This is a genomic window from Parafrankia irregularis, from assembly GCF_001536285.1.
In the GTDB taxonomy this organism is placed as follows: domain Bacteria; phylum Actinomycetota; class Actinomycetes; order Frankiales; family Frankiaceae; genus Parafrankia; species Parafrankia irregularis.
Map to the genome: position 1 here is coordinate 16,759 of NZ_FAOZ01000053.1, position 15,594 is coordinate 32,352.

The following is a 15,594-nucleotide window of genomic DNA, read 5'->3' on the forward strand; positions in this document are numbered from 1 at the left end:
CGGAGGACGGCGGCGGGCTCTCAGGCGGCCGAGGCCTCGGCGGCCACGGGCAGCGCGGCGCGGGCGACCTCGACGAGAGCCGCGAACGCGGCCGCGTCGTTGACCGCGAGATCGGCCAGGATCTTGCGGTCGACCTCGACACCTGCCAGGCGCAGGCCCTGCACGAAGCGGTTGTAGGTGAGACCGTTCGCCCGGGCGGCGGCGTTGATACGAGTGATCCACAACTGCCGGAAGTCGCCCTTGCGCGCGCGACGGTCCCGGTAGGAGTAGGTCATCGAGTGGAGCATCTGCTCCTTGGCCTTGCGGTAGAGCCGCGAACGCTGGCCCCGGTATCCGCTGGCGGCCTCGAGGACCTCGCGGCGCTTCTTCTGGGCGTTGACCGCCCGCTTCACGCGTGCCATGAGGGCACCTGTCTCCTTCGTTCGTTCACGTTCGTTCGCGTCCGGTCCGGTCGGCCGCCCTGCGCGGCCACCAGGCCGGAGATGTCAGCGGCCCAGCAGACGCTTGATGCGGCGGTCGTCCGCGGAGCTCAGCACGACCTCGTCGTAGAGCCGGCGGGTGCGACGGCTCGTCTTGTGCTCAAGGAGGTGGGCGCGGTTGGCACGCCGGCGCATCACCTTGCCGGTACCGGTGACACGGAACCGCTTGCCGGCACCGGTGTGACTCTTCATCTTGGGCATGATCGCGTCCCTGTGGTGGATTTCGGATGCTCGTCTGGGCGCGCCCGTCTGGTGCCCGTGTTCATGCGCGCCTGGGCCGGTACGACGTCTGGCGACGCCGACCGGTGGTAGCTCACCCCTGGGTCGCCGACTCCGGGACTCGCTGGGGCTTGGCGGGGCCCTTGTGCGGGGCCATGACCATCGTCATGTTCCGCCCGTCCTGCTTGGGCTGGGCCTCGACGTAACCGAGATCGGCGACATCGGTGGACAGCCGCTGCAGCAGACGGATACCGAGCTCGGGCCGTGACTGCTCACGCCCACGGAACATGATGGTGATCTTTACCTTGTCGCCGGCCTTGAGGAAGCGCACGACGTGACCCTTCTTGGTCTCGTAGTCGTGCGGATCGATCTTCGGTCGGAGCTTCATCTCCTTGATGACCGTCTGGACCTGGTTCTTACGAGCCTCACGACGCTTCTGGTCGGACTCGTACTTGAACTTGCCATAGTCCATCAGCTTGCAGACCGGCGGACGGGCGGTCGGCGCCACCTCGACGAGGTCGAGATCCGCCTCCTGCGCGAGGCGCATGGCCTCTCCGATGGAGACGATGCCGATCTGCTCGCCCTCCGCTCCCACGAGGCGAACCTCCGGGACGCGGATCCGGTCGTTGATGCGTGACTCTGTGCTGATGTGCGTTCCTCCGTGGCTCGACGCGCGGGCACGACCTCACCGCAGCGGAGCACCAAGCCCGGGGTAACCCAGGCTCCCGGCCGACATGCCGTGGCAACGGCTCGGCCGACCGGCGACCCGGCCACCGCGCCAGCCGGCGGGCTGGCGACCGGCCGGATCATCTCCGACGGCGGCGACGGGTGGAGGGCGAACCCCCGCTTTGACCTGGTTACGCGGGCACGACGTATGCGACTGCGCCGAAGTGGGACAGTCTGGGTGCGACTGCCGGACACGGCGACCGAAGCATGGTGCCAGTACCTGCCACCAGGTGGTCTGCAGCCCAGCGTAGCAGAGCCCGCGGCGAGGGACGATCAACAAGGGCTTCCGTCCCGATCCGCCCCGCGCGCCCGGCCAGGCCAGGCCAGGGGCGACAGCCCCGCTCCGGATCCCGGTCGGTCACCGACCGGCGTACCGCCACGATCAACGCCGAGCCTTTTCCATCTCACCTCTGCGGACACTGTCTCGCCTCTGCGGACACTGTCTCGGCAGGTCAGAGCCGACAACGGAACAGGTCGGAGTCAGCGGCCGAAATGGCCCACTCCTGCTGGTGGCGCCGCCGGCATCCCGGTCACGACCGGGACCGCGCGCCCAGCAGCCGAAAGCCCCGGCGCCCCGGTGGACGAACCCCACGCCCGAGGTGCGCCCGCACCGCCGGCACCTCGGTGGGGTCGACCACGAGCACCGCGGCCGCCATCTCGTCCGGGCCCTGGCCGCCGCCGGTGCCGACGATCGTCGGTGCGGACGGGTCCTCCATGGCCTCCCGCAGCCGGCGCACGATCTCGGTGACCATCGCGTCGAGCTCGGCCTCCGTGCCGCGGCCACCGGCCGCACCGCCGGACCCCCCGGCCGGCGCGCCACCGGCCCGCGCGCGGGCGCCCGTGGCGGCGCCGGCACGGGCCACACCGTGCACCGCCACGGCGAGCACCGGACGTGCCTGGTGATCCGGCCCGACCGACTGCGCGAGCTCCGCCGGCCACACCTCGGTACCGGCGGGCAGACCGGCCAGCGCCGCGCGAATCCGCCGCCGGCCCCGCGCGCCCAGCGGCACCGGGCGCGGGCGCAGCAGCCCGCCGCCGTCGTCGTCAGCCACGATCACCTCGTCACGCCGGTCGGAAGCAGCCCCGCCGACGGCCTGCGCGGCCCCGTTCGCCGCACCACCGCCGGCGCTCGCCGCCCCGGAGGAGATCCACATGCCCTCGCCGGACCCGAACGGCCGCGGACCACGCCAGGCGGCACCCCTGGCACCGTCCTCGGTGGATGGCCGCACGTCCAGGGTGACCGGCGCCGGCCCACCGAGATCGATCACCACCGCGGCCAGACCCATGCGGACGGCCTCGGCGCAGGCATCCGGCAGCGTCACCGGCACCGGACGCACGGACGGACGCCAGGCGGCCATGACGTCGACCGAGCTGAAGACCGGCAGCGCACCAGAACCGGACGGCGTGCGCAGGGTCACCAGAACCATGTCGCTCTTCTTGTCCGCGCCGGTAACGGCATCGGTCGCGAGCGCCCTCGCCTCCACCCCGACGAACACCCGGGCCCCCGGCAGCGCCGCCGTCAGCGCGGCCCGGTCGCCAGATCGCAACGCGGCCAGCAGCGCGGAGTCGGCAAGCCCGTCATCACCCTGCCCGGGTGGCGTCAGCAGGTCGGGAGGCATCACACCGACTGTAGTGCCTCGATCGGTCCGTCCGGCACGGCGGCTGTCACTGATCGGCGGGGTCGGCCGCCGCGGCCAGTTCCTCGAAGGCCGCCCGGGTCCGCCGGCGCAGCCGGTACCAGTCGACGGGCCGGCAGTCCGTCAGCCCCGGGTCGAAGGGGACGGTGACCAACCGGCGAGCCTGAGCCTCGAGATCGCCCAGGTGTTGACGTGCCGCCCGGGTGAGCCGGGTCGGGTAGGTCTCCACGACCGCGACCAGTACCGAGGCCTGCAGATCCGCCCGCCCGGCGGCGGCCAGCGCGGTCAGCGCATGACCCGCCGCGGCCAGCTCCGCCTCACCCGCGCGGCATGAGAGGACGACCTGGTCGCCGCGGGCGAGCAGCGTCGCGGACACCGGCTGGCTCCAGCCCGGCGGGCCATCCGCGATCACCACCTGGAACCAGCGGCCGAGCAGGTCCAGCGCAGCGGCCAGCTCGTGCGCGGTCAGCCCGGGCGCGGTGAGGTCGTGCACCCCGGGAAGCACCTCGAGACCACCGGGGCCGTCCGCCCTCAGGTACAGCCGCAGCTCCGTGAGCGACTCGACCGGAGGCTGGGCGGTGACCAGCTCCCGCACCCCGCTGGTCCCGGAGCCCAGGCCGACCCGGTGCGTCAGCATCCCGTACTGGTCAGGGCAGGCATCCACGGCGACGACGCGCGCACGGCCGCGGGCCGCGAGCGCCAGGCCGAGCCCGGCGGCGACCGTCGTTCGGCCGCCGCCGCCGCCGAATCCCCCGACCAGGACACAGCGGGTACGGACCGCGGCGCCGCGGAAGGGCGCGGGAACAATCTCTGCCCCGGGGCGCGACGGCACCGCGGGCAGGGACGCGCGCGGGGGCACGGTCACGATCGTGGACGCCGACGGGCGCGGCAACGACACCGCGGACGGTCGCGTTCCCAGCTGCGGGGACGGCGGCGGTGACGCCGGTACCGGTGCCGGCAGTGCCGGTGGCGGCGGCGGCGGTGGCGGTGGCGGTGGCGGTGGTGGCGGTGGCGGTGGCGGTGGTGGTGGCGGCACCGGTTGTGGTCGCGGCTGCTGCTGCGGCTGCGCCGTCGGATGCGGCCTCGGTACCGGTGGGAGCGGCGGCAACGGCGCACGCTGACCGAAACCGGGAGCGAGTGCCGGTGGCCCCTCGGCCGCGGCGTTCGGGGCTACGACCTGCGGCACCCAGCCGCCTCCCGCGGTGGGCTCGTGAGCACTCGCCGGAGCGGCCGGACCCGCCGACCCGTGGTCAGGTGACCCATGGCCAGGTGACCCGTGGTCAGGCCGCACCTGGTCGGGGTTCGTGGGAGAAGCCGGACCGGGCGGCACCGGCGGACCCGCGTACGCGGTGAGCGGCGGTGGGGCCGCGTGCGGCGCCGCCGCCGGATTGGTCGCCGTGGCCGGCGGGTTCGTCGCCGTGGCACCGCGCTCCGGCTCGGATCGAGGCACCCGCGGACGACCCCGGCCCGCGCGGCGGCCGACGGTGGCCAGACCGGGTTGGGAGTCCTGCGTCATCCGCATGCCCAGCAGGGACACCGGGCGGGCATCACCCTCGGCGTCGTCGCCGGTGTCTCCTGGGTCCGTACCTCCCGCGCCGAGTCCCGGATCCGTGCCGGAGGCGCCGGCGCCGTATCGCTCCCGACCTGCTCCGCCGGGCTCGGACCCCTCGGAGTCGGATCGTGGTGGGAACGTCTCGCCGCCCCCGTCACGTTCGGATCCGCGGCCCGTCTCGTGCATCTGCCCCACCCCATGTGTGTCGACCGTCCGAAAGGCCGGCGCCGGTGGCGGGCCCCCCGCCCACCACCGAACCGGCCTGTCGTACCGGAACCCCGCATGAGGCGACGCGTACGCGGCAGGCCCCCCTCGAACCCGCCACCGCGACCACCGTGCGGCCACGGTACGCCCCCGGCCGCCGCGTGCCTGCGTGGACCCCGCATCACGCGAGGTCACCGATACGGTTCGAAAACACACTCTCGCGGAAGGTGCGTCCCCACAAGTGTGACGGGCCGACACCATCGTGACGGACCGTCCACACCTGATGACAGGCCACCGACATCCCACAGGGACATGGAGTCGGGCGAGCGGGAGGTGCTACGCGAGCGCCGCGATCCCGCGCAGGACGACAGCCGTGTCCAGCGCGGCCAGCGTGGCCTCGCGCCCCTTGTCCTCCACCGACCCGGGCAGGCCGGCCCGGTCGCGCGCCTGCTCCACGGTGTCGCAGGTCAGCAGGCCGAAGCCGACCGGTACCCCGGAGTCGAGGGTGACCCGGGCCAGGCCGTCGGTGACGAACCGGCAGACATAGTCGAAGTGCGGTGTACCACCACGAATCACGGCACCCAGCGCCACCACCGCGTCGTGACGGGATGCCAGCGCGGCCGCCACCACCGGCAGCTCCACCGCGCCGGACACCCTGACCACGGTCGGGCTGACCGTCACTCCCGCGTCCTTGGCGGCCCGCAGGGCGCCACCGAGCAGCGAGTCGGTGATCTCCGTGTGCCAGCGGGTCGCGACGATCGCCAGCCTGACGTCGCCGGCGTCGGGCAGTTCCTCAGCAGGTGCACCTGCGCCGCTCATCGTGCCTCCTCACACGCTCGGCCCGACCAGTCAACGCCGGTCGGCCCCGTCTTCGACCAGTGGTTCGTCTCGTGAGCGGAGGCCACGGCCTCGTCCGCGCCGACAGCCAGCGGCAGGCCCGGCAGCTCATGGCCCATCCGGTCCCGCTTCGTCGTCAGATAGCGCAGGTTCTCCGGGGTGTGCGCCACCGGCAGCCCGATCTGCTCGACGACCCGCAGGCCGTGCCGCTCCAGCCCCACCCGCTTCGTCGGGTTGTTGGTCAGCAGTCGCAGGCTGCGGACGCCCAGGTCGAGCAGCATCTGGGCGCCGGTGCCGTACTCGCGCGCGTCGGCGGGCAGACCGAGCGCGAGGTTCGCGTCGACGGTGTCATGGCCGATGTCCTGCAGCTGGTAGGCGCGCAGCTTGTCGAGCAGGCCGATGCCACGCCCTTCGTGCCCGCGCACATACAGCACGACCCCGCGGCCTTCGGTCGCGACCGCGCGCAGCGACGCGTCCAGCTGGTTGCCGCAGTCGCAGCGCCGCGATCCGAAGACATCCCCCGTCAGGCATTCGCTGTGCACTCTGACCAGGACGTTCTCCCCCGCCCCGAGATCGCCGCGGACCAGCGCGATGTGCTCGATGCCGTCACGGGTGTCCCGGAAGCCCACGGCCTGGAACAGTCCGTAGCGGGTCGGGATCTGGGCCTCGGCCAGCCGCTCGACCTGCTTCTCCGTCCGGCGGCGATAGTCGATGAGCGCCTCGATCGAGATCAGGGCCAGATTGTGCTCGCGGGCGAACACCGTCAGCTCGGGCAGCCGGGCCATGGTGCCGTCGTCGTTGACGATCTCGCAGATCGCCCCGGCCGGGCGCAGGCCGGCCAGCCGAGCGAGGTCGACCGCGGCCTCGGTGTGCCCGGGCCGGCGCAGCACGCCGCCCTCGCGGGCACGCAGCGGGAAGATGTGGCCGGGCCGGGTGAGGTCGCCGGGCTCGGTGGTCGGGTCGGCAAGCAGGCGGATGGTGCGGGCGCGGTCCGCGGCGGAGATGCCGGTCGTGACGCCGGTGCGCGCGTCCACCGTGACCGTGAACGCCGTGCGCATCCGGTCGGTGTTCTGCGGGACCATCTGGTCGAGCTCCAGCCGGTCGACCTCGGCCGGGTCGAGCGGGACGCAGACCACGCCGGCGGTGTGGCGGATCATGAAGGCAAGCAGCTCGGGCGTGGCGGCCTCGGCCGCGAAGATCAGGTCGCCCTCGTTCTCACGGTCCTCGTCATCGACGACGACCACGGGGCGGCCGGCCGCGATCTCGGCGATCGCCGTCTCGATCGTCGCGAACGGCGACCCTGCGTCGTCCGCGGGCCGAACGGTCTCACCGGCGGGGCGGGCGTGCTCGCCGGCCGCCACCGGAGCCGCCTGCGTTGCTGCCTGCGCGGCTTCACCGACGGGCCGGCGGGCCACGGGCGCCGCCGCGTCGGGCGTTCCCGCGCCCGACAGGTGGGTGCCGGTCGGCTGGAAGGGGGCCGCGGAGTCGCCGGCCAGGTATGTGGTCATCAGTGTGATCCGTTCAGATCCGCATGCAGCTTTTCGACGTATTTGGCCAGGACGTCGACCTCTATGTTGACCTTGTCGCCGACCGCGCGGACACCCAGCGTGGTGTCGGCGAGAGTGGTCGGGATGAGGCTGACGGTGAAGCTCGCGGGCTCGTCACCAGCCGCCGGGCGCACGTCGACCACGGTCAGGCTGACACCGTCGACGGTGACCGAGCCCTTCTCCACCAGGTAGCGGTCCAGCCGCGGCGGCAGGGCGATCCGGACGACGTCCCAGTGCTCGGCGGGCGCCCGCTCCAGGACGACGCCGACCCCGTCGACATGGCCCTGCACGAGATGCCCACCGAGGCGGTCGGACAGCCGTACCGGGCGTTCCAGGTTCACCCGGTCACCGACGGACAGCGCGCCGAGCGAGGACCTGCGCAGCGTCTCCAGCATCACGTCGGCCGTGAACACACCGGCCGGGTCCGCGGCGGGCTCGGCCACGGCGGGCTCGGCCACGCCGGCGCCCTCCGCGTCCGGAGGACGGGCATAGGAGGTCACGGTGAGACATACGCCGTTGACCGCCACCGAGGCACCATGCGCCACATCGCTCAGGACGTTTCGACACTCGATGGTCAAGGACGCGGCGTCCTGCCGCGGCTCGATCGCGGTAACCACGCCGAGTTCCTCGACGATGCCGGTGAACATCCGATCCCCGCGCCTTCCCGGTCCCGGCACCACGTCCCGAGAACACAGAAAGATCACGCGGGTCAAAGCCGACGCGGCAGCGCCGACCCAACGCCGCGACGACCACACGCATGGTCGGCACGGCGGTGCCCCGCGCGCGTCCTCCCATCCGGACTTTCACCGTCGGTCCCGGAATTCCACCAGGTCCACCGGCCACCACACGGGTGGACGGGTCGCGGACTATCACCGCCGGCTCGGAATTTCACCGACCCCGGAGCGCGCGTGCTGTTGTCAGTACGCGGTCAAGTCTGACATACGACGGCCTCGGACGCTCGGGCCCACGAGCGTAATTCACGTCATTCTCCGAGGGCCCACAATCGGTACGGAGCGGCACCAACGGGCAGTCGACACGCGACCATCAACATCGCGGCGCGACCACATGGACGCCCATCGTGAAAATCGATCAATAACTCTCGGCGAACATCACCGAAAGTAATGAATCAATTCCGATCAGAATCCGGACGCGGTGGCGGGAGCAGGGGCGGTGAGGCGCGGGGCGGCGGCAAGCGCGAGCGCTCGCAGCGACTCGACGGCCGCGGCGGGATCCTCGAGGCCGAACACCGCCGTACCGGCCACGAACACGTCGACACCCGCCTCGGCGGACCGTTCGATGGTCTCCCGGTTGACACCACCGTCGATCTGAAGCCACAGATCCAGCCCCCGGTCGTCGATCAGCCGGCGAGCCGCGGCGATCTTCGGCAGGACCTCGTCCATGAACTTCTGACCGCCGAAGCCCGGCTCGATCGTCATCAAAAGCAGCAGGTCGAACCGGTGCAGGTCGTCGAGGTAGTGCTCGACCGGGGTCGCCGGCTTCACCGCGAGCCCCGTGCGGGCCCCGGCGGCGCGGATCGCGTCGGTGGTGCGGGCGATGTCGTCGACGGCCTCGGCGTGGATCGTCACGTTCGCCGCGCCACGCTCGGCGAAGCCCGGCGCCCAGCGGTCCGGATCGTCGATCATCAGGTGGCAGTCGAGCGGAGTGTCGGTCACCCGGCGCAGCGCGTCGACGGTGTCGGGCGAGAACGCCAGGTTGGGCACGAAGTGGTAGTCCATGACGTCGACATGCAGCCAGTCCGCGTGCCCGGCCACGGCGCGCGCCGCATCGGCGATTCGCCCGAAGTCGGCGGCGAGCATGCTGGGATAGATCTGCGCGGTTGCCACGCGAGCGAGCGTATCCACTGCGGTCCACCGCTGAACCAGCGCTGTGAGGAGGACCTGATTCCTCCTCGTGCCGGATCAGTGAGCATCTGCCGTCTCGCACCATGGTCGCCGGATGGCGCGAGACGGAATCGGCGGCGGAAAAGGCTCAGTCGCTCCGGCGCCGCAGCAGTGCCAGGAACATCGCGTCGGTCCCGTGCAGATGTGGCCAGAGCTGGACGAACGGGCCCGAGCCGAGGCTGTCCGCCGGCACGTCGGCGAAGACCGGCGAGCGACGCGCGTCGAGCGTGACCACGTCCGCCCGCTGCCCGACGACGGCGCTGACCACCTCGGACGTCTCCTCCCGGTGCGGTGAGCAGGTCACGTAGGCGACGACCCCACCGGGGCGGACGAGATCCAGCGCGCTGACGAGAAGCTGTCGTTGCAGCGGCGCCAGCACCGCGATGTCGGCGGGGGTACGCCGCCACCGGGCCTCGGGCCGGCGCCGCAACGCACCCAGCCCGGAGCAGGGGACGTCCACCAGCACCCGATCTGCGGTACCCGGGCGCACCGGCGGCATCCGGCCGTCCGCACGCACGACGTGGGCGGCCGGGAAACCGGCGAGGGACGCCGCCACCAGCCCGGCGCGGGCGGCACGGGGCTCGAGCGCCAGCAGCCCCTCCCCTGGCGACCGCTCGGTGGCGAGAACGGCCGCGAGCAGGGCGGCCTTGCCGCCCGGGCCGGCGCACAGGTCCACGGTCAGCCCGCTGCTCCGGCCGACCATCGGCACCGCGGCGAGAGCCAGGGCCATGAGCTGGCTGCCCTCGTCCTGCACCGCGGCATCGCCGGCCACGACGGCGCCGAGCGCCCCCGGATCACCGCCTTCGAGGTGGACGGCGTACGGCGAACAGGCCCCGCGGTGGGCCTGCAGACCCGCCGCCGTGGCCTGTGCCACCAGTTCGTCGACTCCGATCCGGCCGGGCCGGGCGACGAGATGGACCCCTGGCCGCTGGTCGTTGGCCGCGAGCGCCGCCTGGGCGCCGGCCACGTCGCCGTCCAGCGCCTCCAGCACAACCTCGACGATCCACCGCGGATGCGCCGAGACCACCGAGAGATGACCGACCGGGTCCACGGAGACGTCCGGTGCGGACAGCAGGACCGCCACGTCGCCCGCGGTCTCCTCGACCCGGGCCGCGACCCGGCGCAGCACCGCGTTCGCGAACCGCACGGGGCGCTCCCCGCAGGTGGCGCGGACCAGCTCGACCGTCGACGCGACGGCCGCCCGGGCCGGCACCCGTGTCGAGAGCAGCTGATAGGTGCCCAGGCGCAGCGCGTCCCGCACCGGTGGGTCCACGGTGTCCACCGGGCGGCTTGTCACCGTGCCGAGCACGCCGTCGAGCGTGCCCTGCGCGCGCAGCGAGCCGTAGGTCAGCTCGGTCGCGAACCCGCGGTCGCGCGGGGAGAGCCGGCGCCGGTTCAGCAGCGCGGGCAGCATGAGGTTCGCGTAGGCGCCACGCTCGTCGACGGCGCGCAGCACCTCCCAGGCGAGCAGGCGGGCCGGATCGGCCGCCCCGCCGCGCCGCGGCGCCGATGTGTTCATGAGAAGGCCTCCTCCGAGCTGGGGCGCAGGCCGCGGATCCAGTCCGCGGCGGGCATCGCGCCCCGCCCTTCGGGACGGACCTCGCCGAGAGCCACCGGAACGGTTCCCGTGCCCACGAGCACGGCACCGTTCCCGGCCATCACGATCCGCCCGGGCGGCAACGACCCGCCGTCGCCCGCGGCGCCGCCGTTCGGGATCCCGGCGTTCGGGCTGCCGGTGTTCGGGCTGCCGGTGTTCGGGCTGCCGGTGTTCGGGCTGCCGAGTCGCACCGGGCCGAGCTTCACCCGCCGGTCCCGCAGCGTCGTCCAGGCCCCCGGCGCCGGGGTCGCCGCGCGCACCAGCCGGTCAATCGCCACCGCGGGCTGCGACCAGTCGACCCGGACGTCGTCAACCGTGAGTTTCGGGGCCAGCGAGACCCCGTCGGCGGGCTGCGGACGTGCCTCGACCGAACCGTCCTCGATGCCGTCGAGCACTGCCACCAGCAGGCGGGCGCCGGCGACCGCCAGCCGCTCCAGCAGGTCACCGGAGGTGTCGCTGGGACGGATGCGCTCGGTCAGCACCCCGTAGACCGGGCCGGTGTCCATGGCCGGCTCGATCTGGAAGACGCTCGCACCGGTGAGGTCGTCGCCGGCGAGCACGGAACGCTGGACCGGCGCCGCTCCCCGGTAGGCGGGCAGCAGCGAGAAGTGCAGGTTCACCCAGCCGTGCTTGGGGATCTCCAGTGCCGGGGCGGGCAGCAGTGCTCCGTAGGCGACGACCGGGCAGCAGTCCGGGGCGATCTCGCCGAGCCGGCCGAGGAACTCCGGATCCCCGGCCCGGGCCGGGGAGAGCACCTCCAGCCCACGTTCGCCCGCCAGCTCATGCACGGGCGACGGGCGGACACGCCGGCCACGGCCCGCCGGGCGGTCCGGCCGCGTCACCACGGCGACGACCTGGTGGCGCGGGCTGTCCAGCAGCGCGCGCAGGCTCGGGATCGCCACATCGGGAGTGCCGGCGAAGACAAGACGCATGACCGCAGCAGCTCCTCAGCGCCGGTCCCGGGGCGGATCCGCAGCAGCCGCCGATCCGATCGTCCCCACCATCATCACGATCATCGAACTCGCGGCGGACCCGATCGTGGAACCGATCACCGTGCCCACCACCGAACCACTCGCCGTCGCCGCCAGTAGCGCGGCCATTATGATCTTCGCGTGGAAGCTCAGCGCCCGCGGCCGAACAGCGGGTGCGGCGAGACCTTCACGGTGGGCTTCGGCTCGTTCGCCCACTCCGCCTCGCGGATGGCCTTCATCGCCGCCCGCTTCGTCTCCTTGTCGAGGCGGTCGATGAAGAGGATCCCGTCGAGGTGATCGGTCTCGTGTTGCAGGCACCGGGACAGGATGCCACTGCCCTCGATCGTCACCGGGTCACCGTGAACGTTCTGCCCCACCGCGAGGACGCGTTCCGGGCGACGGAGATCGAACGACAGCCCGGGAAGGGACAGACATCCCTCCTCACCGTCCATCATCTCCTCGCTGAACGGCCCCAGCACCGGGTTGACCAGGTGGCCCACCTCGTCGGAGTCGTCCAGATAGGTGAAGACACGCAGGGAAACCCCGAGCTGTGGGGCGGCGAGCCCGACACCACCGGCCTCGTTCATGGTCTCGGCCAGGTCGTCGACCAGACGGCGCAGCTCCCGGTCGAAGGTCGCCACCGGGTCGGCGACCGTGCGCAGCACCGGATCCCCCAGCAGGCGGATGTCACGGACGGACACGGCCACTCCCTGAATGTCGTCATCTGAACGTCGTCAACTCGCTGGGCACCGCCCCTGGCACCGGCGCCGCCAGGCGCCCGAACAGGGCTCACCCGGATGACCCCGGACAGCGATCGCCGCCGGATCAGTGAGATCGGACAGCCTCATGCTACGGGGTCGGCCATCGACCGCGGATCAGCCGATCATCAGCGGATCGAGCTGGACCCGCACCCGGTCCGCGCGGCGGGCGTCAAGTGTGCCGCGGGCCGCCCGCAACGCGCGGGCCAGCTCAGCGCCCTGATGCCGCCGGACCCGGATGATCAGGCGCTCGACCTCCTCGCCCGGACCCTGATCGTGCGCGGCGACCGCGTGCTGTTCCTCGGCCGCACCGCCCTCCACCGCGCCACCGCCTTCCACCCGATCCGGCCCGGTCTGGCGGCCGGGGCGCGCGGGCCGCGTGGGGCGGGCGGGACGGGTGCCGCCGGAGACCCGGCGCGGTACCGGTACCGGCACCGGGCCGAGCACGTCCGCGCCGTCCGGCAGCCTGGCCGCGGCGAGCAGCTCGCCAAGCGCGGCCGGGGTGCCCTCGACGGCCGCGACCCTGCTGGCGGGCGGAAAACCCAGCTCGGCACGTTCATCCGCCTCACGCCCGACGAACTGAGCGGGATCCCACCGCACCAGCGCCTGGACCGGGCCGAGGCCGAGATCGGCCGCGACCACCACGAGACCACCGGCCTCGGCGGGCCGGGCCAGCGCGGCGGCCGCCAGCCATCTGCGCAGGCTCTCCTCCCCCGCGCGCAGATCGGGCCGGCCCAGCAACGCCCAGCCGTCCAGCAGGAGAACGGCCCCGTAGCCGCCGGCCGCGACCGGCTCGGCGCCCGGCGTCGCGATGACCAGCATGGGCTCCCCCGGCACCGTGGCCAGCACGGTGTCCCGCCCCGAGGTACGAACCGGCACTCCGGGAAACGCCCGGCCCAGCTCCTCCGCCGTGCGGCGATCACCGACGACCGAGGCTCGCAGCTGGTCGCCGCCGCAGTTCCCGCACCGCCAGCCGCCCGTGGGCCGCCCCGCCTGCCCCGCCCGGGTGGGGTCGGCCGGCCGAGGAACCGGCCGGCCGCACCAGCGGCACGCCAGCGCGGCCGCGGACGAGGTACGCCCCAGCGGCCCCGAGCAGGCCCGGCAGCGGGCCGGGCGACGGCATCGCGCGCAGGCGATCGACGGCTGGTAGCCGCGTCGGGGCACCTGCACGAGCGCTGGCACACCCGCGGCGAGGGCGGCCCGCACCGCCCGGACCGCGAGCGACGGCAGCCGGGCGGCCCTGGCCGCCGGGTCGATCGACGCCTCGAAGTCGGAGCCGACCGGCTCGACGCGCGGGGCGAGCCGCCGCAGGGCGTCTCGGCCGGGTCCGAGCCGGCCCGCCCAGCCGACCCGGACCAGTGCCTCGGCCTCCACCGACGGGGAGAAGCCGCCGACGAGAACCGCGCAGCCTTCCTCCCGGGCGCGCAGGACCGCGACGTCCCGGGTGTGCGGGTAGGGGGCACGCGGCTCGGCGTGCAGGTCATCGCCGTCGTCCCACACCACCAGCAGGCCGAGGTCCACCACCGGCGCGAAGATCGCCGCCCGGGTGCCCACCACCACCCGCGCCTGGCCACGGCGGACGGCGAGGAAACGCCGGTACCGCTCCTCGGGACCGAGGTCGGCCCGCAGCACCAGCGGTGGTGACGGGTCGACCGCCGAAACGCCCGTCGGCACCGAGCCCACCGACGACGAGCCCACCGACGACGAGGCCAGCGACGACGAGGCCAGCGAGCCGGCCAGGGCCGCGGCGACCCGGTCGACATCCCGATGGTCCGGGACGACGACGAGCGCGCCACGGCCGGACGCAGCGGTCGCCGCGACGGCCGAGGCGATCATCTCCGGCCAGGACGGGCCGGGGGGCGCCCACCACACGGCGCGCGGCGAGGCGCCACTCGCCAGCGCGCGCAGGAAGGCGGGCCCGTCCGGGCAGATCGACCAGTCCGCCCGGCCGGGCTCGGGAACGGATTCGGTCGCCTCCGACGGATCCTGCCGGCCGGCCGAACCACCGGCCTGTCCGCCGGACGAACCGTCGGCATGGGACGCGACGGCTCCGCCATCCGGCGGCAGGCCCGCCGTCTCGGCCCGGGCGTGCCGAGGCGGGACCGCCAGCCGCAGCACGTCGGCCATCGTTCCCGCGTACCGGTCGGCGACAGACCGGGCCAGCCGTGCGATCGGCGGCGACAACACGGACACCGGGGACACCGATCGGGCGATCGGGGCCAGCCGCCCCTCGTGGTCGGAGCTGGCGCACCGCTCCAGCACGATTCCGTCCACCAGACGCCCGGCGAACCGGACCCGCACCCGTGAGCCTGCCACCACCGCGGCGGCCAGCGAGGCCGGGACCAGGTAGTCGAACGGCCGGTCGAGATGGACCAGCGGGGTGTCGATCATGACACGGGCGACCGGCAGCTCGTCGGCCACTGCGACGGGCTTACCTTTGGCCGTTCGTCCGCCCGTGCCCGCTCGTGCTCCGCGCCCGGCGCCGGTCAGCCCGGTGGAACGATCCGCGCCCCCGGCGCTGGCAGTGCCCGATGAACCTCGAGCGCCCGTGGAGCCACCAGTGCTCGGGCCCTCGAGGCCCGGGATCACCGCGCTCCCGTCGTCCACCAAGCATTCGTACCAGCCGGGCCCCACGGAACCAGAGCGCGGCCGGGCCTCTTCGGCGACGGATCACCGAACGGCCACGGATCATCGCGCAGCGGGCACACGCATCGTTGAACGCCACCCGCACGTACTCGAACGCCGCCGGGCCACCCACCGCACAATGCCGTCAATCCGCCATAAAAGGGGCGCAGAGTCATCTGGCGGTCCGCAAGACTTGACGATTTTGGTCGTTCTCACAGCTTGTCTTCAGGGGGTCATCGCACAGGCTTCTGCGTAGACCTGTGATGGTGTCTTCCAACCCAGGGTCTGTCGAGGTCGGGCGTTGAGCTGAGCGGCGACGCGAGCGAGGTCGTCGGGGGTATGGACGGACAGGTCGGTGCCCTTGGGGAAGTACTGGCGGAGCAGACCGTTGGTGTTCTCGTTGCTACCGCGTTGCCAGGGGCTGTGGGGATCGCAGAAGTAGACCGGGATCCCGGTCGCGACGGTGAACCGGGCATGCCGCATCATCTCGACGCCCTGGTCCCAGGTCACCGAACGGCGTAGCCGCTCGGGGATCCCGGCC

The 15,594-nt window shown here is 73.2% G+C and carries 15 protein-coding genes and 1 riboswitch; of the genes, 1 reads left to right on the forward strand and 14 read right to left on the reverse strand.

Annotation, left to right across the window (positions count from 1 at the left end):
- Positions 1-20 precede the first annotated feature (20 nt).
- The 5 genes from rplT to AWX74_RS37490 form a co-directional block, all read right to left on the reverse strand.
- Complete coding sequence (gene rplT / locus AWX74_RS37470; RefSeq protein WP_006540134.1) at positions 21-401, reverse strand: 50S ribosomal protein L20; 381 nt, start codon at positions 399-401, stop codon at positions 21-23.
- Between the two features lie 84 nt (positions 402-485).
- On the reverse strand, positions 486-680 hold the full coding sequence (gene rpmI / locus AWX74_RS37475) for a 50S ribosomal protein L35 (protein ID WP_091286777.1): 195 nt from the start codon (positions 678-680) through the stop codon (positions 486-488).
- A gap of 112 nt (positions 681-792) precedes the next feature.
- Positions 793-1,293 (reverse strand): translation initiation factor IF-3, encoded by a 501-nt coding sequence (gene infC, locus AWX74_RS37480; RefSeq protein WP_006540132.1) that lies wholly within the window; start codon positions 1,291-1,293, stop codon positions 793-795.
- 661 nt (positions 1,294-1,954) lie between these two features.
- A complete protein-coding gene (locus AWX74_RS37485; RefSeq protein ID WP_091286781.1) occupies positions 1,955-3,043 on the reverse strand; it encodes an SseB family protein in 1,089 nt (362 codons plus the stop codon).
- 46 nt (positions 3,044-3,089) lie between these two features.
- A complete protein-coding gene (locus AWX74_RS37490; RefSeq protein ID WP_091286813.1) occupies positions 3,090-3,920 on the reverse strand; it encodes a MinD/ParA family ATP-binding protein in 831 nt (276 codons plus the stop codon).
- Positions 3,921-3,930: 10 nt separating this feature from the next.
- On the opposite strand from AWX74_RS37490, the gene AWX74_RS40525 reads away from it, so the two are divergent.
- Complete coding sequence (locus AWX74_RS40525; protein ID WP_165615960.1) at positions 3,931-4,182, forward strand: hypothetical protein; 252 nt, start codon at positions 3,931-3,933, stop codon at positions 4,180-4,182.
- A gap of 971 nt (positions 4,183-5,153) precedes the next feature.
- Here AWX74_RS40525 and ribH read toward each other — a convergent pair.
- The 9 genes from ribH to AWX74_RS37540 all read right to left on the reverse strand — a co-directional run.
- Positions 5,154-5,636 carry a 6,7-dimethyl-8-ribityllumazine synthase gene (gene ribH, locus AWX74_RS37500; RefSeq protein WP_006540129.1) on the reverse strand — a complete coding sequence of 161 codons (483 nt, stop codon included), beginning with the start codon at positions 5,634-5,636 and terminating at the stop codon, positions 5,154-5,156.
- Positions 5,633-7,162: a bifunctional 3,4-dihydroxy-2-butanone-4-phosphate synthase/GTP cyclohydrolase II gene (locus tag AWX74_RS37505; RefSeq protein ID WP_091286785.1), complete on the reverse strand. Its 1,530-nt coding sequence runs from the start codon at positions 7,160-7,162 to the stop codon at positions 5,633-5,635. Before AWX74_RS37505 ends, ribH begins: the two co-directional genes overlap by 4 nt.
- Positions 7,162-7,848, reverse strand: a complete 687-nt coding sequence (locus AWX74_RS37510; protein ID WP_091286788.1) for a riboflavin synthase — start codon at positions 7,846-7,848, stop codon at positions 7,162-7,164. Before AWX74_RS37510 ends, AWX74_RS37505 begins: the two co-directional genes overlap by 1 nt.
- Positions 7,849-7,980: 132 nt before the next feature.
- Positions 7,981-8,111, reverse strand: a riboswitch (FMN riboswitch).
- Positions 8,112-8,337: 226 nt separating this feature from the next.
- Complete coding sequence (rpe, locus tag AWX74_RS37515) at positions 8,338-9,045, reverse strand: ribulose-phosphate 3-epimerase (protein ID WP_091286792.1); 708 nt, start codon at positions 9,043-9,045, stop codon at positions 8,338-8,340.
- A gap of 145 nt (positions 9,046-9,190) precedes the next feature.
- Positions 9,191-10,621 carry an RsmB/NOP family class I SAM-dependent RNA methyltransferase gene (locus AWX74_RS37520; RefSeq protein ID WP_091286797.1) on the reverse strand — a complete coding sequence of 477 codons (1,431 nt, stop codon included), beginning with the start codon at positions 10,619-10,621 and terminating at the stop codon, positions 9,191-9,193.
- Positions 10,618-11,631 (reverse strand): methionyl-tRNA formyltransferase, encoded by a 1,014-nt coding sequence (gene fmt / locus AWX74_RS37525; protein WP_091286800.1) that lies wholly within the window; start codon positions 11,629-11,631, stop codon positions 10,618-10,620. The genes AWX74_RS37520 and fmt overlap by 4 nt, the downstream gene beginning before the upstream one ends.
- A gap of 188 nt (positions 11,632-11,819) precedes the next feature.
- Positions 11,820-12,371 carry a peptide deformylase gene (gene def, locus AWX74_RS37530; RefSeq protein WP_006540122.1) on the reverse strand — a complete coding sequence of 184 codons (552 nt, stop codon included), beginning with the start codon at positions 12,369-12,371 and terminating at the stop codon, positions 11,820-11,822.
- A 174-nt stretch (positions 12,372-12,545) separates the two neighbouring features.
- Entirely contained in the window at positions 12,546-14,849 is a 2,304-nt protein-coding gene (locus AWX74_RS37535) for a primosomal protein N' (RefSeq protein ID WP_242666595.1), read from the reverse strand.
- Positions 14,850-15,278: 429 nt separating this feature from the next.
- Positions 15,279-15,594: IS30 family transposase (locus tag AWX74_RS37540; RefSeq protein WP_114476462.1), on the reverse strand; the 316-nt coding region annotated here is incomplete at its 5' end.